The following is an 18,537-nucleotide window of genomic DNA, read 5'->3' as shown; positions in this document are numbered from 1 at the left end:
CGCACACCCCGGGTTTACGCTTAGGCACGACCCGGCGCCGGCCCGTGCGCTATACCCGATGCGGATTGAAGATCCGCCCTTCTATCCGGCCGCGCGTCGCCACAATCGCAACCGATTCCGGCACTTCTTGCCACCAGCCCTCGACATCCACGAGCGGCTCCGACAGCACGAGAAACGCATCGCTGCCGACAGCGGCGAGGCGCGGATCGTCGGGATACAACTCCATCAGATGACGGATCGACGTGCTGTGATAGAGGGAACGCGACTGCCGCTCGCTCGAATAGCGCGCGGCGACGATCTGTTCGCCGTCGGTGGCGCACACCGTCATGTTCAACGGCGCCTCGACACCGTGCTTTTGCGCCGTCTCTTCGACGAAGCACGCCATCCGTTCCAGCGACCGCACCGGTTCGAACTCGAGGCCGAAAGTGAGCGCGAGATAGAACATCACCTCGGAATCCGTCGAGCCCTCGATCGACGGGAACAGTTCAGGTTTAATGCCGAGCATCAGATCGCGCCGCAGCGTCGGGTAATTGCGCACGAGGCCGTTGTGCACGAACAGCCATCGGCCAAAGCGAAACGGATGGCAGTTGGTTTCCTGCGATGGCGTATCCGTGGCTGCCCGGATGTGCGCGACGAACAGCGGCGCGCGCACGGCCCGCGCGGTGTCGCGCAGATTGCGGTCGCTCCACGCCGGCTGCGCGCAGCGGTAACGAAACGGCAATTCGTCCGGCAGCCCGTACCAGCCGACGCCAAAACCGTCGCCGTTGGTCGTCGTCGCGCCGAGCCGCGAATGCAGGCTCTGGTCGATCAGCGAATGCTTCGCCCGAAACAGCACGGCTTCGAGCTGAATCGGGTTTCCTGTGTAAGCCAGCCAGCGGCACATGATCGCCCTCCTCGATGAAAACGCCTTCGCGCGCGCCTGTTTCAACCTGCCCGGGACCGCTCACATCAGATGTACATCCGCTGCGTCTCGCGCTCAGTTGTTCAGGCGCCCGCTCGCTATCGGCGCGAGAAACTCGGACAGCCCCGTCAGGATGATCTGCACGCCGATGCACAGCAACAGAAACGCGGACACGCGCAGCGCCACTTTCGTGCCCTCCTTGCCCAGATAGCGTGCGAAGGTTGACGCATGGTTATACGTGAACCAGATCGCCAGCATGACAAGAACCGAAATCGTCACGGACGCGATCGACGACATTACGAACTCCGACAGCTTGTGGCTGCGGTTCGCGTTCAGCGCGATGGCCGTCGCCATCGTGCCGGGGCCCGTGGTCAGCGGGACGGTCAACGGAAAGAACGCCTTCGACATCGCATTGTCGGGATCGACGGGCTTCACGGCCGCCTCGTTCGGCTGCCGCTCCGGCGCATTGAGCATGTTCCACGCGCTGACCGCGACGGCAAGCCCGCCGCCGATACGCAGCGCTTCCATTGAGATGCCGAAGAAATGCAGGATCGGTGTACCGACAAAGAATACGACCAGCAGCACGAAGAACGCATTGATCGAGACGCGCTTCGCGAGCGCGGCGCGCTCCGCGTCGGTCAGCGAATCGGTGCGGTCGAGAAATACGAATGCGATCGCGATCGGATTGATGATGCTGATCAACCCGGTGAAGCCAAACAGGATCTCCGAAATCAGGCTCGAAATCATCGATGGTTCCGCTCTTGATGGTTTTGATTTTTTGCACCGCAACGGCACGCGAAACGGCGCTTGAGGGCGCGAACAGTGTAATGGCAACGCGCGTCGTCCGCCATGCATGGGCATGTTCTTCATGCATTGCAGCACGCAGCCGATGCATGTCCCGTTGCATCGGCGAGGCCTAGGCGCCCCATTGCGCCGGTCGGTCGAATATACCTGTATATTTTTGACGCCCTTTACCGGACTGGCGCAAGAGGCATACAGTCGGTGCGCGGCATTCAATCATCGTTTCATGAAAAGACGTTCAACGAGACTGGCTCATTCACCTGCGAGGAGTTGTCCATGTCATTTCGTCTGCTCGCCGTGCTGCCGTTCATCGGCATTCTGCTCGGCGTTCCGTTCGTCAACCGCGTCGAACCGCTCGTGCTCGGCATGCCGCTAGTGCTTGCGTGGATCGTCATGTGGGTCGTGTTGAGCGCCATCATCATGGGCGTCATCTACTGGCTCGATCCCGCCAACCGCGATGCATCGTCCGCGGAGGTGCGTTCATGAGCAGCGCACTCGTCATCATCGCCGCCGTCACGCTGTTCGCGCTCTATCTCGGCATACGCGCGCACCAGGGGCACGACATGAGCCTCGAGCAATGGACGGTGGGCGGCCGCAGCTTCGGCACCGCATTCGTGTTCCTGCTGATGGCGGGCGAGATCTACACGACGTTCACGTTCCTCGGCGGCAGCGGCTTCGCATATGGCAAGGGCGCACCCGTCTACTACATCCTCGCGTACGGCACGCTCGCCTATGTGCTGTCTTACTGGATGCTGCCGCCCATCTGGCGCTTCGCGAAGACGCATCGTGTCGTGTCGCAGCCGCATTTCTTCACGCGCAAGTACGATAGCGCGTCCCTCGGCGTACTGGTCGCGATCGTCGACGTCGCCGCGCTGATCCCCTATCTCGTGCTGCAGCTCAAGGGGCTAGGCATCATCGTTTCGACGGCTTCGTATGGCGCGATTTCGTCATCGGCGGCGATCTGGATCGGCGCGGTCGTCGTGACGATCTACGTGACGATGTCGGGTGTGCGCGGCTCGGCGTGGAACTCGGTCGTGAAGGACCTGCTGATACTCGGTGTCGTACTGTTTCTCGGCATCTATCTGCCGATGCATTACTACGGCGGGCTTGGGCAGATGTTCCATGCAATCGACGTCGCGCGGCCCGGCTTCCTCACGTTCCCGGAGAAAGGATCGAGTGTCACGTGGTTCCAGTCGACGGTGCTGCTCACCGCGCTTGGCTTCTTCATGTGGCCGCATACGTTCGGCTCGATCTTCACCGCGAAGAACGAGCGCATCTTCAGGCGCAATGCGGCTGTGCTGCCGCTTTATCAGTTGATCCTGCTGTTCGTTTACTTCGTCGGATTTACGGCTGCGCTGAAGGTGCCGGGGCTCAAGGGCGGCGACATCGACCTGTCGCTGTTCAAGCTGTCGTTGCAAACGTTCGACCCGTGGTTCGTCGGCGTGATCGGTGCGGCGGGTGTGCTGACGGCGCTCGTGCCCGGTTCGATGATTCTGACGACGGCGTCGACGCTGCTCGCCAATGATGTCTATCGCGGGCTGGTGCAGCGTGATGCTTCGGATGAAAGGGTTGCCAAGCTCGCGCGGCTTATCGTGCCGCTCGTCGCACTGGTTGCTGTCGTCTTTACGCTGCACGGCGGCGAGACGATCGTCGCGTTGCTGCTGATGGGCTATAGCTTCGTTACGCAGCTGTTTCCAGCCGTCATCTGCAGCCTCGCGGCGCGCAATCGTGCTACGAAGCAAGGCGCGTTTTGCGGGATTCTCGCGGGTGTGGCTGTCGTCGCTGGGACGACGTTGATGCATATCAGCGTTGGGCAGTTGATGCCCTTCCTGCCGGACGCGTTGAAGGATGTCAACATCGGCTTTATTGCGCTGGCGGTGAATGTCGTTGTGTTCGTGGTTGTGAGCGCCGTCACGCAGCCTGATGCGCAGGCGGATGAGTCGCGTGTGCAGACGCATTGAATTTTTTTAGTGTCGGCGACGCCGGGATTTGTTTTCGGGCGTCGCTGACAATTGGCCTTTTTCTGCCCACGGGCTCTCGACGTCCCCATGCTTCGTGCGGCGATGGGCTAGTCGTTGTTTGTGGTATTCCTCTAACCTTCCTTCGAATAGAGCGTCGAGTCCGCGAAATGGTCGGCGTCGAGCACTCGCCCGACCAGGATCAGCGCGGTTCGTTCGATGTCCGTCGCCTGCACTTTCCCGACAATGTCCGCGAGCGTGCCCGTCAACTTTTCCTCGTCCGGCCAGCTTGCGCGGTAGATCACCGCCACGGGGCAATCGCTGCCGTAGTGCGGCATCAGTTCTTCGACGATACGCGCGAGGTGGCGCACGCCCAGATGGATCGCCATCGACGCCCGATGTCGCGCGAGGTCCGCAAGCTGCTCGCCTTCCGGCATCGACGTCTTGCGCGCATAGCGCGTGAGGATCAGCGTCTGCGATACGTCGGGCAGCGTCAGCTCGACACCGAGCGCCGCCGCGCACGCGGCCGTCGCCGTCACGCCCGGTACGATCTGGTACGGAATGCCGAGCGAGCGCAAGCGGCGGATCTGCTCGCCGATCGCGCCATACAACGACGGATCGCCGGAATGGACGCGCGCGACGTCCTGTCCCTTCGCATGCGCTTCGGCAAGCAGCGCGACGATCGTGTCCAGATCGAGGTCGGCCGTATTCACGATCTTCCGCGCGACGTTGCCGCCCAGCACGGCTTGCGGCACGAGCGAGCCCGCGTACAGGATCACGGGACACGTCCGCACCAGGCGCTGCCCCTTCACCGTGATCAGTTCAGGATCGCCCGGCCCCGCGCCGATAAAAAACACCGTCATCTCACAGCACTCCACTCTCTTCGTTCATTGCGCGCAGCAGTTGCGCGGGACTGTCGAATTCGCGATCGACCTCCGGTAGCGCCGGACGACGCATCATCACGACAGGCACCCTCAGTTCACGCGCGACATCGAGCTTGGCGCGCGTCGCCTCGCCGCCGCTGTTCTTGGTGACGAGCACGTCGATGCGATTCAATGCGAACAGCGCTCGCTCGCCATCGATATCGAACGGGCCGCGCGCGTCGATGATGCGCGCTCGCTCGTTGCCCGGATGCGCGTCGAGGCAACGCACGATCCAGAATTGATGTGCGGGAATCTCGTCGAGATGCGCGAGCGGCTCGCGGCCCGAAGTGAACAGCACGCGCCTGAATGGGCGGATCGCATCGGCGAGCGCATCCCAGCCGCCCACCATGCGCCAGTCGTCGCCTGCTTGCGCTGTCCAGCCCGCGCGGCGCAGCGCCCAGCACGGCACATGCGCGCGGCGGCATGCGGCGGCCGCGTTCGCGCTCATTTGCGCGGCGTAGGGATGCGTCGCGTCGATCACGAGCGCGATCCCCTCGCTTTCGATGAACCGCGCCAGCCCGTCGCTGCCGCCGTATCCGCCGACACGCACAGCGCACGCGAGCCCTTGCGGCACGCGCCCGAGCCCCGCGAGGCTATACACATGCTGCGGCCCAAGTTGCCGCGCGATCTGCAACGCGTCGCCCGTGCCGCCGAGCAAAAGCACACGTTTCATCGCGCCGCTCCAACGATATTGCCCTGCCGGTCGATCGCGAACATCTCCACGGCAACTGTCGAGGGAACGATCTCGCGTGCGACGGCGCGGGCGCGCGCGCAGACGACATCGCCCAAAGGCACGCCGTCGGCGAGCGCCAGCGCAAGCGCCTGCTGGCTCGTATTCGCGCCGACGATGGCGGCCTGCAGCGCTGCGCTTGCGCCGCTCCCGGCGGCCCACTCGGCGAGTTGCGGCAAGTCGATGCTCGAATGGCGGCTATGCAGATCGAGGTGGCCGCCCGCGAGCTTGCTCAGCTTGCCGAAGCCGCCGCACATGCTGAGCCTGTCGACGGGCGCACGCCTGAGGTGCTTGAGCACCGCGCCCGCGAAGTCGCCCATTTCGATCAGCGCGATATCGGGCAGATGATAGTACGCGCGCATCGCGTCCTCGCTCGCGTTGCCCGTGCATGCGGCGACGTGCAGATAGCCGTTCGCGCGCGCCACGTCGATGCCCTGATGAATCGATGCGATATAGGCCGAGCACGAGAACGGACGCACGATACCCGTCGTGCCGAGTATCGACAGGCCGCCGACGATGCCAAGCCGCGGATTCATCGTCTTCTGCGCGAGCGCCTCGCCGTTCTCGACGCCGATCGTCACGTCGAAGCCACCTTCGTAGCCGTGCTCGCCCGCGAGCTCGGCGAGATGCGTCGTCATCATCTGCCGCGGCACGGGATTGATGGCCGGCTCGCCGACGGGCAGCGTGAGGCCCGCGCGCGTCACGGTGCCGACGCCCGGCCCCGCGTGAAAGCGCACGCCGGGCGTCGCGCTCAGACGCACGCGCGCGAACACCACGGCGCCGTGCGTGACGTCGGGATCGTCGCCCGCATCCTTGACGGTGCCCGCCTCCGCGCCGCCCTCCGCGTCGGTCAGCAAACGGCAGAAGACGAGCTTCATCGGCACATGCTGGCCCTTCGGCAACACGATCTCCGCGACGTCGCTGACGATCCCCGTCAGCAGCAGCCGCGCCGCCGCCAGCGACGTCGCCGTCGCGCAGCTTCCCGTCGTGTAGCCGCTGCGCAGCGGCGCGGGTTGTTCGGGCGTCTCGTCGCGCATCACGGTTTGCGGGTGTCGAGTAGCGTGATCGGCAGCACGGGACGCCACGTCTCGAAGCCGCCGAGGGGTTGCGCCTCGGCGAGCGCGATGCGCGTGAGCGTGCCGCCGTGCGCCGCGCGCCATGCGATGAGGGTCGCTTCGCCTTCGAGCGTGACGGCGTTCGCGACCAGCCTGCCGCCGTCTTTCAGCGAGCGCCAGCACGCGTCGAGCACGCCGTCGGCCGTCACGCCGCCGCCGATGAAGATCGCGTCGGGCGCGGGCAGCCCTTGCAATGCATCGGGCGCCTTGCCCGCGATCAGTTGCAGATTCGGCACGCCGAGCGCATCGCGATTGTGTTCGATGAAGCGCTGGCGCTCGCTGTTCGCTTCGATCGCGATCGCCCGGCACGTCGCGTGCGCGCGCATCCATTCGATGCCGATCGAGCCGCAACCCGCGCCGACGTCCCACAGCAGTTCGCCGGGCGCGGGCGCGAGGCGTCCGAGCGTCAGCGCGCGCACGTCGCGTTTGGTCAGCTGGCCGTCGTGGCGATAGGCGTCGTCAGGCAGTCCAGGCGTGAGCGCGAGCTTGGGCGCGGATGGATCGCGCGTGCATTCGAGCGCAATCACGTTCAGCGATGCTGTCTCGCTGATCTGCCAGCAATCGGCGCGCGCGTCGATCAGGCGTTCGGATGCGCTGCCCAGATGCTCCATCACGACCATGCGCGTCGCGCCGAAGCCGCGTTCGCAAAGCCAGCCGGCGACGGCGGCGGGCGTCGCGCCGTCCGCGCTCAACACGAACACGCGCGCGCGTTCGTGCAGATGCATCTGCAAGGCGGCAAGGGGACGCCCGACCAGCGATACCGTCGCCGCGTCCTGCAGCGCCCAGCCGAGCCGCGCCGCCGCGAGCGACACCGACGAAGGCGCGGGCAGCACGCGCAATTCATCGGCGGGAAGGTGGCGCGCGAGTGTCGCGCCGACGCCGTAGAACATCGGATCGCCGCTCGCCAGCACGCACACGGGTGTGTTGCGGCGCGCGAGCACGGGCGCGATGTCGAACGGATGCGGCCACGGTTCGCGCGCGGCCGACAGGCAGACGGGCAGCATCGCCAGATGCCGCTCGCCGCCGTAGATCACCGACGCGTCGATCAGCGCGCGCCGCGCGGCCTTTCCCAAGCCGGCAAAACCGTCATCGCCCATTCCCACCACGGTCAGCCAGGCCGGCATGCATCCATCCTCATCGGTTTTCTGAAACACGCCCGGCGGGCCGTATTCAAAGGCCCCGGCGTCGTTGTGCTGTTCGAAAAAAGGCATAATACCCGTTCGCCGGTGCCTTTCGGGGCCTAAGAGGGAACACACGTCACCGTTGATCGTGACTGCCCCCGCAACTGATGCAGCGAGTCCACGCCCATTGCGCCACGGGTGATGTGCCGGGAAGGCCGGCGTGAACGACGACCTGCTAGTGCAACTGCGTTGCACGGGACGAGAGTACGCCGAAAGCGCCACCTCTCGTCGACGCAGGAGACCTGCCGGCCAACTGTTCGTGCCAGCCAACATCGGGCGGGGTGTACCGATGCCGAGCCACTCTCGTTCGAGATGCCCGGGGCCGTCGCGCGACGCTAACCCGCTAATGTCTTGAGCCACGCTTTTCATTCGTCCGATGCCCAAAACTTGCGCCCTTCGGCTTGCCCGGGGCTGTTTCGCATCGTGCCCGCGCTCGACGGCGGCATCTGCCGCGTGAAGCTCGCGCTCGGCGCGTTGAGCGCAAGCGAGGCGCTCGCCATCGCGGATGCCATCGACGAACACGCGTCAGGCATCGTCGACATCACCAATCGGGCGAACCTGCAATTGCGTGGCGTGAAGCGCGGTCACGAAGAAGCGCTGATCGCCGCGCTGCTCGGCGCGGGACTCGGTCCGCCGGAACACGCCCACGCTTTCGCCGACGACGTGCGCAACCTGATGGCGAGCCCCGTCGCGGGCCACGATGCGCACGCTTCATACGACACGTCCGCGCTCGCCGTCGAGCTCCTCGCGCTGCTGCAAGGCGAAGCGCGGTTCGCCGCGCTGTCGCCGAAGTTCGCGCTGCTGCTCGACGGCGGCGAGCGTCTGATGATGCTCGACCATCCGCACGACATCTGGTTCTCGGCGATGCCGCATCCCGGCCGCGGCGACGTGCTGTTCGCATTCGGACTCGCGGGATGCCCGCCCGTCGCCGCGCCGCACGCGAGCGCGCTGGCGGCTGTCGCGCCTTCAGATGTCACCCCGCTCGCGAAGGCGCTGATGCATGCGTTCCTCGATCTGGCCACGCCGGAGCAGACACGCATGCGCGATGTGCTCGCTGCGCGTTCCGTCGACAGCGTGCTCGCGCATGTCGAGCGCAACACCGATGTGCGGCTGCTGCGTGACGCGGCTGTCGAGCACTGGCGGCGCCCATCCGCCGATTCGTCGCAACGGCTCGGCGCGCATCCACAGCGCGACGGACAGCGCTCGTACATCGGCGCTCAGCCGCCATTGGGGCGAATGAACAGCGCGACCTTGCGCGGCCTCGCAGCGCTCGTGCGTGAGAACGCCGGTGCGGCGCTGTGCATGACACCGTGGCAAAGCGTGCTGCTCACCCATATCGACATGGCCAATGTTCCGGCCACGCTGCACGCGCTCGCCGAACTTGGCCTCGCGATCACGCCGCACGACCCGCTGACCCGCGTGATCGCCTGCGCCGGCTCGACGGGCTGTGCAAAGAGTCTCGCCGATACGAAGGCAGACGCATCGACGCTCGCCGCGCGCGTGCCCGAACCGATGCACGTCCATCTGAGCGGCTGCCCGCGTTCATGCGCGGCCGCGCATCGCGCGCCGTACACGTTGCTCGCGGTGGCCGCCGGCCGCTACGACCTCTACACCACCGACGACCCGCGCGACTCCACCGGCTTTGGCCGCTGCATCGCGCGCGGTCTGACGATCGACGCCGCCGCGGACCTGCTGAACCCGTCCGCGCCACACTCTTTTGATGAGCCATCCGATGCATGAATACATCCGCGACGGTCAGGAAATCTATCGCCAGTCGTTCGCGACGATACGCGCGGAAGCCGACCTCTCGCACATTCCCGCCGACCTCGAAAAGCTCGCCGTGCGCGTGATCCACGCGTGCGGCATGGTCGATATCGTCGGCGATTTGCGCTTTTCGGACGGCGCGGGGCGCGCGGGCCGCGCCGCGCTGGCGAGCGGCGCGCCCATCCTGTGCGACGCGCGCATGGTCGCCGAGGGCATCACGCGGGCGCGCCTGCCTTCGCACAATGAAGTGATCTGCACGCTTGGCGACGCGCGCGTGCCCGCGCTCGCGCGCGAACTGAACAACACGCGCTCGGCCGTCGCGCTCGAACTGTGGCGGCCGCACCTGGCAGGCAGCGTCGTCGTGATCGGCAACGCACCGACCTCGCTCTTCTATCTGCTCGACATGCTCGACGCAGGCGCGCCGCGCCCCGCGCTGATTCTCGGCTTTCCCGTCGGCTTCGTCGGCGCGGCGGAGTCGAAGGCGCTGCTCGCCGCCGACAGCCGAGGCGTGCCGTACGTCGCCGTGCAAGGCCGGCGCGGCGGCAGCGCGATGGCGGCGGCCGCCGTGAACGCGCTCGCATCGGAGGAAGAATAATGACGGGGCAACTGATGGCCGAACAGCCAGCGAAAACGCGCGGACGGCTGTATGGGCTCGGGGTCGGTCCGGGCGACCCCGAACTCATCACGGTAAAGGCGCTGCGTTTGTTGAAAGCGGCGCACGTGGTCGCGTATTTCGTCGCGAAGGGCAAGAAAGGCAATGCGTTCTCGATCATCGAATCGCATCTGTCGAGCGCGCAGGAGCAGTTGCCGCTCGTCTATCCCGTGACGACGGAAGCGCTCGAGCCGCCGCTCTCGTACGAAGCGATCATCGCCGACTTCTACGATACGGCGGCCGAAGTGGTCGCGCAGCATCTCGACGCGGGGCGCGACGTCGCGGTGATCTGCGAGGGCGACCCGTTCTTCTACGGCTCGTACATGTATCTGCACGACCGCCTCGCGAACCGGCTGTCGCCGCGCTTCGAGGCCGAGGTGGTGCCGGGCGTGTGCTCGATGCTCGGCGGCGTCGCCGTGCTCGGCCAGCCGCTCGTGTATCGCAACCAGACGCTGTCGGTGCTCTCGGGCGTGCTGCCCGAAGACGAGCTCAAGCGCCGTCTCGCCGATGCCGACGCCGCCGTCGTGATGAAACTCGGCCGCAACTTCGACAAGGTGCGCCGTGTGCTCGACGAGCTGGGGCTCGCCGATCGCGCACTCTACGTCGAGCGTGCGACGATGGCGAACCAGCGCATCGTGCCGCTCGCCGAAGTCGATCCGATGGCATCGCCCTACTTCTCGCTGCTCGTCGTGCCGGGGGAAAAATGGCAAGGATGACGACGCCGCCCGCGATCGTGATACTCGGCGTCGGCGCGCAGGCCACCGCGCGGCGCGTGCAGTCGCTGTACGAAGGCGCTCAGGTGCACGGACTGCAAGGCCGCGTGTCCGATGCCGATAACGCCTTCACGGAACTGGGCGCGCATCTGCGCGAACTCTATGCGAGCGGCACGCCCATCGTCGCGTTGTGCGCGGCGGGCATCGTGATCCGCTGCATCGCGCCGCTGCTCGCGAACAAGGGCGTCGAGCCGCCCGTGCTGGCCGTCGCCGAAGACGGCAGCGCCGTGGTGCCGCTGCTCGGCGGACTCTCGGGCGTCAACGCGATGGCGCGCGAGATCGCCGCCGCGCTCGACGTGCCGCCCGCGATCACCACGAGCGGCGAACTGCGCTTCGGTGCGTGCGTGCTGAATCCGCCCGATGGCTACACGCTCGCGAGCCTCGATCAGGGCAAGCGCTTCGTGTCGGATCTGCTGGCGGGTGAAGCGACGCGCATCGAAGGTGACGCGCCGTGGCTCGACGATGTGCAACTGCCGCGCGCCGACGATGCGCGGCGCGCGATCCGCGTCACGCCGATGGCGTGGAACGGCGCGACGGACGAGCTGGTGATCCATCCGCGCAGCGTCGTCGTCGCGATCGATAAAACGGCAACGGCAGCGGCGACGGGCGACAGCTTGCGCGAACACATACTCGAAGCGGCCCATGCGCGCGGGCTGGCCGCGCAGTCGATCGCCGTGCTGCTCGCGCCCGCTTCGCTGATGAGCGATCCCGTACTCGCGCACGTCGCGCAAGCGCTGCAGATCGCCCTGCGCTTCGCCGCCGACGACGGCAGTCAGCCCGGCGCGGCGACGATGCTGAGCAAGACGTTGCGCATGCCGCATCAGGCAGTAGATGACGGCGACGCGTCCATCGCTTTCGCCGTGGCCCACGCGCCGCTCGATCCCGCGTCGGTCGGCCGCGCGCGCGGCAAGCTGAGCGTGATCGGCCTCGGCCCCGGCGATGCGTCGCTGATGGCGCCCGCCGCCCGCGCCGTGCTGACGCAGGCCACCGACATCCTCGGCTACGAAACCTACGTGGAAATGGCAGGCCCGTTCCGCGCTGACCAGCGCGTGCACGCCACCGACAATCGCGAGGAAATGCAGCGCGCCCGCCATGCGTTCGAGCTGGCGAGCGCGGGACGGCGCGTCGCGATGGTGTCGTCGGGCGATCCGGGCGTGTTCGCGATGGCGGCGGCCGTGCTCGAAGCGCTCGATGAAGCACGCGGCCATCCACACAACGAGGCGCAAATGGAGGCGCAAACGGAGGCGCACACCCAGGCTCAGAACGCCGCATGGGCCGCCGTCGAACTGGAGATCGTGCCCGGCATCTCAGCCGCACTGGCGACAGCCGCGCAGGTGGGCGCGCCGCTCGGCCACGATTTCTGCGTGCTGTCGCTGTCGGACAATCTGAAGCCGTGGCCCGTCATCGAAACGCGCTTGCGGCATGCCGCCGAAGCCGATCTGGTGATGGCGTTCTATAACCCGATTTCGCGCGCCCGCCCCTGGCAACTCGACAAGGCGCTCGATATCGTGCGCGATTTTCGGGCGCCAAAGACGATTGTCGTGCTCGGCCGCGATATTGGCCGCCCGGGCGCGACGCTGAAAACCACCACGCTCGCCGAACTCAAATCCGCCGATGTCGATATGCGAACGATGGTGATAATCGGCTCTTCGACGACGCGCGCGTTCCGGGCCGCGGAGACGGGCCGCGAATGGGTTTACACGCCGCGCTGGTATAAATAGGCGCCGATATTAACGTTTGCATTGCTTTAACCCGGCGATTTATCGAATTTGAATAATGCGAACGAATAGCGGATTGAACGCGCGCTAAAAAAGAAAACTAAAGTTTTTCTAAAGCGCGACGTATACAGCAGTTATCTCCGCCCAACGCTTCATTCGCCAATCATGCAAACCAGTGAAGATACCGTCGACGCGAGCGTGAGCGCGTCTTCCAGCCCGCGTCAGCTCGCGCCGGACGCAGTGCCCATCGGCGTGCCGCTCGAGTTTCCGATCGTCGACAGCGATGGCGCGCTGCTGTTCGAGCGCGGCGCGGTCGTGATTGGCGCAGACGAGCATCGCTTTCTGTTCGAGCATTTCAAGCCGCAGCGCGGCGACCTGAGCGCCGGCGCCGAGGACGGCGCCGACGCCGCGCAGCCCGCCGCGAAACCGGGCGAATCCGAAGCGCTCACACTCAAGGAAATGCATCTGACGATCGGCGCGCTGATTGGCGTGCGCTCGCAGGTCGGCATGGGCGCGCCGATGCATCCGTCGCGGATCATCGGCTTTGCGCCGAACGAGTCGCTGTTCGTCACGCCGCCGCTCGTCGACGGCAAGGCGATGTCGCTCGCCGTCGGCGAAAACGTCGAGATCGTCGCGATCGCGAGCCAGGCGGTGTTCCGTTTCGTGTGCACCGTCGATTCCGTGTGCCTCGCGCCGTTCCATTATCTGGTGCTGTCGAAGCCGGGCGTGGTGCGCCGGCTGCGCGAGCGCAAGTCGGTGCGTGTGCGCGCGAGCCTGCCGCTGCGCTTTGGCATCGACGCGCAAGGCAGCGGTTACGAAAGCCTCGGCCTCGTGCAGAGCGTGAGCGCGATGGGCATGTCGTTCGCCGCGCCGTGGACGGTCGGCGAAGTCGGCAAACGCATCCGTGTCGCGTTCCGGCTGCAGTCGAAGGACATGGACACGTCGATCGAAGCCACCGCGATCATCCGCAATGTGCAGCAGGGCTCGAAGCCCGGCGACCCCGCGACGCACGGCATCGAGTTCGAAATGCTCGATCAGGTCGAGCAGATGGCGCTGAAGGTCTATGTGTTCGATCGCATCGATGATGTGATCTTCTGGACGAGCGGTCCGAAGTAACGCGCGGATTGTCCGCTCGCGTATGCGAAAGGCCCGGTTTGCTGGGGTTTCCAGCAAGCCGGGCCTGATGCTTCATGAGAGCGGGCACCCGAAGCTTCTCGTGCCCGCTTCACGACAGCCGCTTAGAACTCGTAGCCGACCTGCGCGCGTACGCCTGCGTCGCCCGTCGTGGTCACCGACACCGCGCCGTTGACCAGCCACCTGCCGTCACGCGAACGATACGTCGCGCCGAAGCCCACCGCCCCGCCGCTCTTGTAGTTGCCCGCGCCCGCCGCGACCACCGTGTTGCCCGGCTGTGACGGCGTGAGGTTCGGCATCGCCATCGCGGCGGCCACGCCTGCATACGCGTTCTTCGCGACCTGGTTCACGGAGTTCTGCATCGCGCTGATCTGCTGATCCGTGTAGTCCTTCGTGGTCATGCCGGCGGGCAGGTTGCCCACGGCGCTCGCCACGGCTTCGTTCAACTGGCCGACGTTGACGGCATCCGTCGTCTGTGTGCCGGCTGCAACGTTCGTGACGCGGCGCTGTTGCGTTGCCGAACCGACGGACACGGTGTTGTCCTGATTCGCGACCGAACCCGCGCCGAGCGCGACCGAGTTTTTGCCGCTCGCCGTCGACGTCGAACCGATTGCAACCGCGTTCTGGCCGGACGCATTCGACGCATAGCCCGCCGCGATCGACTGGTTGCCGCTTGCGTTGGCCGACGCGCCCATCGCCGTCGCGTGCGTGCCGGTTGCCTGCGCCGCTTCCGTGTTGCGGTTGCCATCGCCGACGAACAGCGTATCGACACCCGTTCCGACGTTGGTGATCGCGTTGATCCGCGACTGCAGCGCCTCGTACTGCGAGTAATTCACCGCATCGTTGGCCTGCGTGCCTGCTGCAACGTTGTGGATCGCCACGGGTGCCGCGTTCGACGTGCCGTCACCCAGCGTGATGCTGCTGTAGTTCGTCGTGCCGTTCGCATTCGTGCCGTAGGTGACGGCAGCCTTCGTCTGCCCATTCGGGCCGATGATGCCCGCCGCCTGCAACTGCCCGACGTTCACTGCATCCGTTGCCGCCACGCCGGCTGCCACGCCCGACAAAACGCGCGTGCCTGCCTTGCCCGTGAAGTCGACGACGGAACCGTTCGTCTGCGACGCGACGAGGATGTTCTTGCTCGTCGCATCCTGCGTCACCATGCCGGTGCCGCTCTGGTTGATCTGCGTCTGCAGGTTCGTGATGTCCGTGGTGTTCGCATAGACACGTGCGTCGAGGTTCGTGATTGCACCGCCGATCGTCGTGACCGTCGAGCCGCCGACGACGTACGCCGGGTTCGCGATCGTGCCCGTCGCCGGGTTGAACGTCGAACCGCCGCCGATCGCGTTGGCCGTCGATGCCGCCACGTTATACAACTGCGTGCCGTTCACCGCGTCGACGCTCGATGCGTTCACCTTGCCCGCCGCTACGCCCGTCAGCCTGCGCGCACCGGCCGTGCCCGTGAAGTCGACGATCGAGCCGCCCGTCTGTGAGGCGACGAGGATGTTGCTGGTCGTCGCATCCTGCGTCACGAGATTGATGCCGCCTACGTTCGTCTGCGTCTGCAGGTTCGTGATGTCGGTGGTGTTCGCGTTGACGCGGGCGTCGAGGCTGGTGATCGCGCTGGCGATGTTCGTCACCGTCGATCCGCCAATCACGTACGTCGGGTTCGTGATGGTGCCGTCGTTGTTCACCGTCGAGCCAGCGCCCAGTGCGGCCATGACACCCTTGAGCTGCGCAACGTTGACGGCGTCGGTGTTTTGCGTGCCGGCACCCACGTAAGCGATCTGGCGCAACTGCGTGCTGCTGCCGACCGACACGATGTTCGCGCGGCCGTTGTCCGCGCTGTTGTAGCCGAGCGTGACACTGTTCGAACCCGTGGCGATGATGTTCTCGCCGATGGCTTCCGTATGCGAGCCGCCCACGGCCACGTTGTTACCGATCGCGATGGCGTTGTCCGCATCGGCTTCCGTGCCGTTGGTACCGATCACTACAGCATTGGCGCCGTTTGCCGACACCGTCGAGCCGATCGCCACCGTGTTCGTGCCGTTCACCGCGATGTTCTGACCGATACCGACCGAAGAAGCCGAGCCCACTTCCACACCCGTCCCGGCCGCGATTGCATAATCAGCCGTCGCATGCGTGTTCAGGCCGATCGCCATCGAGTCCGTGCCCGTCGCTTCGATCATGCCCTGCTTGTCGGTCGGACCCGATACGAGCAACTGGTCAGGCGGAAGCGACGATGCACCGAGCAGCGACGGTGACGGCGCGCCGAGCAACGACGTCGAGCGTACTGCGGGAGACGCGAGCAGCTGCTTTGAGGAAACCGTCGACGAACTGAGGTTGGCGACGGCCGCAGCGATGTCCGCGTTGACCTGGCCAACGGTTGCGGCATCGGTGTTCGCCACACCGTCGGCGACATTGACGATACGACGGGTCGACGTCGAGCTGCCCACAGCGAACGTATTCGCGATGCTGGTTGCCGAACCATAGCCCATCGCAACCGAGTTGACGCCGAGCGCGCGTGCGCCTGCGCCGATCGCAAGTGAGCCGTTCGCATTGGCGAACGCGTTGCCGCCGATCGCGAGGGCGTCGGTGCCTGCGGCTTGTGCAGCGGCGGCACTGCTCGGGCCGAACCGGATGTATTTCAGGTTCGAGGCCACGGGCGCGACCATATTCGACAGATTGGACAGCGCGTCGCCCACGTTCGAGAACGTCTGGCCGTTGACGTTGAATGCCGGCGCGGCAATCGAGCCATCCGGATTCACGGTCGCCCCCCCGCCAAGGGCCGCCGTCACGCCCGACAGTTGCGACACGTTGACGGCATCGGCTGCTGCCGTGCCGGCGGCCATATTCGTGATCTGACGTTGAGCCGTCGATGAACCTACCGACACGGTATTCGCGCGGTCTGCCACCGAGTTCGCGCCGAGCGCCACCGCGCTGCTCGCGCTGGCGGTTGCGGCCGGACCCGCAGCGATGCTGTCGGTGCCTGTCACCGTCGAATCCGCCAGCGACGAGTTCGCGTGGAAATACTTCAGATTGGCGTTACTGCCGATATTGTTGAGACGCGCATCAATGCTCGTCAGCGCACCTGCAACGTTGTTATACGTGCCGCCCGCAATGTTGTATGTCGGGTTCGTGATCGCGCCCGTCGCCGGGTTATACGACGAACCACCGCCCAGTGAAGCCGCCGTCGCGGCGCCTTCCGCGTTGACCTTCGCATCTTCCGACATCAACTGGCTGACGTTGACGGCATCCGTTCCCGAGTAGCCCGCCGCGACGTTCGTGATGCGGCGCTCTGCACCTGTCTTGCCGACAGAAACCTCACCGCCCGCAGCCGTGGCTGCCGTGAGGGTCGCGCCGCCGGGGTTGTAGCCGGCCGTGCCGAGTGTCGTCGAGTTGGCCAGCGAATTCGAGCCCAAAGCAACCGAGTTCGTTGTCGAGGCCGTAGCCGCGCCGCCGATCGCGATTGAGTTAGTGCCTGCTGCGCTCGCACTGCCCAGCGCCGAATTCGCCTGGAAGTACTTTAGATTGCCGCCGCCGGCACTAAGGTTGTTGACGACGTTGCTGAGGTTGCCCAGGTTGTTGCTGATGCCATTGACCTTCATGTCTTCAGCCATCAACTGGCTGACGTTCACCGCGTCCGTCGAAGCGTAGCCTGCTGCGACGTTCGTAATGCGACGCTCCGCCCCGGCTTTGCCGACGGAGACTTCACCACCCACCGCCGTCGAAGCAACGAGGGCCATGGCGCCGGGGTCGTAGCCTGCGGTCGACAGTGTTGACGAGTTGGCAACGGAGTACGCGCCAAGCGCGACTGAATTGGCTGTGGCGGCAGTCGCAGACTGACCCAACGCGCTCGCCCCGATTGCAAAGGCATATGCATTCTGGCCGAGCGCAGTCGCATAGTCCGCCATGGCACGCGCGGAGTCGCCAAAAGCCGCTGCGGAGAACCCCGTCGCCACTGTCTGATTACCTACAGCGGTCGACCAATTACCGGACGCGTATGAAAACGCCCCCAACGCAGTCGACCAACTGCCAGTGGCGCTCGATGCATATCCCAATGACGACGCTGCGTACCCAGGAGCATATCCACCATCGGTGGCTCCAGCGTGGGCCAGCGACGAAGCCAGACCGGCACTTGCAGTCAAGAGCGCCACTGCGCCTTTGGTTGCCTTCTTTCTCTTGCCCTTGGCATTTTCCTGTACCGCCACCCAAGTTCCTGCCGCTTCGTTCCAGACGGAACGATAAGTCTTGTTCATTAGATATCCTATGTTTACGGGGCCATACTTAAATGCATAAGTGGTCGAAAGGCGTTCATCCACGAAATCCACGCGGTCGCAGCGAGGAAACAGCATCGCTGTGACCGCCTGGTTCGTCGGCATCTACGCTCACACGCGCGCAACACGACCGGGCGGTATTCGACACACGCGTTTCGAAAGGTATGCGCTTAGAGAATATTTCGTAATCGAATAATTCCGAACGCTCGGTCATTCTTCATATAAAACGTATCGGCAGGGCACGGTTTAGGAGTTATTCGATGCTTCGATGAGTCGCCGTGGAATGGCTACCATAAGGTCTATGTGTTCGATCGCATCGATGTTGTCCAAGTAAGGCGCGGGATTTTCCGCTCGCGTATGCGAAAGGCCCGGTTTGCTGGGTTTTCCAACAAACTGGGCCTCGTTCGTAGCCCTGGCCTCTGGTCCTCAGGCCATTGCTCAGTTGCTGCCGGTTGCCGAGCCTCCATTAAGTGCTCCGGCGATGGCAACGCTGTTCAGCGAACCCAACGCTGTCAACATGACAACCGTTTTACCCCCACGGCTTTTCTCTCCATTCGCGTGCGCGAATTCAGACACAGCGACATGCGTTCCCGTCGTCTCGCATCAAATAGAA

At 65.3% G+C, this 18,537-nt stretch carries 14 protein-coding genes, 1 pseudogene and 1 riboswitch; of the genes and pseudogenes, 7 read left to right on the top strand and 8 right to left on the bottom strand.

The window, feature by feature from the left end:
* Positions 1 to 49: 49 nt before the first annotated feature.
* Positions 50 to 883, bottom strand: a complete 834-nt coding sequence (locus tag J8I87_RS23055; protein WP_209934252.1) for a class II glutamine amidotransferase — start codon at positions 881 to 883, stop codon at positions 50 to 52.
* A 93-nt stretch (positions 884 to 976) separates the two neighbouring features.
* Positions 977 to 1,648: a MarC family protein gene (locus tag J8I87_RS23050; RefSeq protein ID WP_209934251.1), complete on the bottom strand. Its 672-nt coding sequence runs from the start codon at positions 1,646 to 1,648 to the stop codon at positions 977 to 979.
* Positions 1,649 to 1,978: 330 nt separating this feature from the next.
* Here J8I87_RS23050 and J8I87_RS23045 point away from each other — a divergent pair, with 330 nt between their 5' ends.
* Positions 1,979 to 2,188, top strand: coding sequence for a DUF3311 domain-containing protein (locus J8I87_RS23045; RefSeq protein ID WP_209934250.1), 210 nt, complete (start codon positions 1,979 to 1,981; stop codon positions 2,186 to 2,188).
* Positions 2,185 to 3,663 carry a sodium:solute symporter gene (locus J8I87_RS23040; protein ID WP_209934249.1) on the top strand — a complete coding sequence of 493 codons (1,479 nt, stop codon included), beginning with the start codon at positions 2,185 to 2,187 and terminating at the stop codon, positions 3,661 to 3,663. Before J8I87_RS23045 ends, J8I87_RS23040 begins: the two co-directional genes overlap by 4 nt.
* A 131-nt stretch (positions 3,664 to 3,794) precedes the next feature.
* Here the strand turns inward: J8I87_RS23040 and cobM are convergent, their stop codons facing one another.
* From cobM to cbiE, 4 genes are read right to left on the bottom strand one after another with little or no spacing between them, the layout of a single operon-like run.
* Positions 3,795 to 4,523, bottom strand: coding sequence for a precorrin-4 C(11)-methyltransferase (cobM, locus tag J8I87_RS23035; RefSeq protein WP_209934248.1), 729 nt, complete (start codon positions 4,521 to 4,523; stop codon positions 3,795 to 3,797).
* A gap of 1 nt (position 4,524) precedes the next feature.
* Positions 4,525 to 5,256, bottom strand: a complete 732-nt coding sequence (locus J8I87_RS23030; protein WP_209934247.1) for a cobalt-precorrin-6A reductase — start codon at positions 5,254 to 5,256, stop codon at positions 4,525 to 4,527.
* On the bottom strand, positions 5,253 to 6,350 hold the full coding sequence (locus tag J8I87_RS23025) for a cobalt-precorrin-5B (C(1))-methyltransferase (RefSeq protein ID WP_209934245.1): 1,098 nt from the start codon (positions 6,348 to 6,350) through the stop codon (positions 5,253 to 5,255). The genes J8I87_RS23030 and J8I87_RS23025 overlap by 4 nt, the downstream gene beginning before the upstream one ends.
* Positions 6,350 to 7,552, bottom strand: a complete 1,203-nt coding sequence (gene cbiE, locus J8I87_RS23020; protein WP_209934244.1) for a precorrin-6y C5,15-methyltransferase (decarboxylating) subunit CbiE — start codon at positions 7,550 to 7,552, stop codon at positions 6,350 to 6,352. Before cbiE ends, J8I87_RS23025 begins: the two co-directional genes overlap by 1 nt.
* An 83-nt stretch (positions 7,553 to 7,635) precedes the next feature.
* Positions 7,636 to 7,874, top strand: a riboswitch (cobalamin riboswitch).
* Positions 7,875 to 7,996: 122 nt separating this feature from the next.
* On the opposite strand from cbiE, the gene cobG reads away from it, so the two are divergent.
* From cobG to J8I87_RS22995, 5 genes are all read left to right on the top strand, one after another.
* A complete protein-coding gene (cobG, locus tag J8I87_RS23015) occupies positions 7,997 to 9,349 on the top strand; it encodes a precorrin-3B synthase (RefSeq protein WP_209934242.1) in 1,353 nt (450 codons plus the stop codon).
* A complete protein-coding gene (locus J8I87_RS23010) occupies positions 9,342 to 9,968 on the top strand; it encodes a precorrin-8X methylmutase (RefSeq protein WP_209934241.1) in 627 nt (208 codons plus the stop codon). The genes cobG and J8I87_RS23010 overlap by 8 nt, the downstream gene beginning before the upstream one ends.
* The gene (locus tag J8I87_RS23005; protein ID WP_245254096.1) at positions 9,968 to 10,741 is read left to right on the top strand and encodes a precorrin-2 C(20)-methyltransferase; all 774 of its coding nucleotides are present in this window, start codon (positions 9,968 to 9,970) and stop codon (positions 10,739 to 10,741) included. The genes J8I87_RS23010 and J8I87_RS23005 overlap by 1 nt, the downstream gene beginning before the upstream one ends.
* On the top strand, positions 10,729 to 12,519 hold the full coding sequence (gene cobJ / locus J8I87_RS23000) for a precorrin-3B C(17)-methyltransferase (protein ID WP_209934240.1): 1,791 nt from the start codon (positions 10,729 to 10,731) through the stop codon (positions 12,517 to 12,519). Before J8I87_RS23005 ends, cobJ begins: the two co-directional genes overlap by 13 nt.
* A gap of 162 nt (positions 12,520 to 12,681) precedes the next feature.
* Positions 12,682 to 13,632, top strand: coding sequence for a flagellar brake protein (locus J8I87_RS22995; protein ID WP_209934238.1), 951 nt, complete (start codon positions 12,682 to 12,684; stop codon positions 13,630 to 13,632).
* A gap of 122 nt (positions 13,633 to 13,754) precedes the next feature.
* On the opposite strand, the gene J8I87_RS22990 is transcribed toward J8I87_RS22995, so the two are convergent.
* A complete protein-coding gene (locus J8I87_RS22990; RefSeq protein ID WP_245254095.1) occupies positions 13,755 to 17,393 on the bottom strand; it encodes a YadA family autotransporter adhesin in 3,639 nt (1,212 codons plus the stop codon).
* A gap of 57 nt (positions 17,394 to 17,450) precedes the next feature.
* Positions 17,451 to 17,906: pseudogene (locus tag J8I87_RS46355) on the bottom strand (ESPR-type extended signal peptide-containing protein); the annotation flags it as partial.
* Positions 17,907 to 18,537 lie beyond the last annotated feature (631 nt).

This window comes from Paraburkholderia sp. LEh10, assembly GCF_017814945.1.
GTDB lineage: Bacteria > Pseudomonadota > Gammaproteobacteria > Burkholderiales > Burkholderiaceae > Paraburkholderia.
This window is presented reverse-complemented; position numbering and strand designations above follow the sequence as displayed.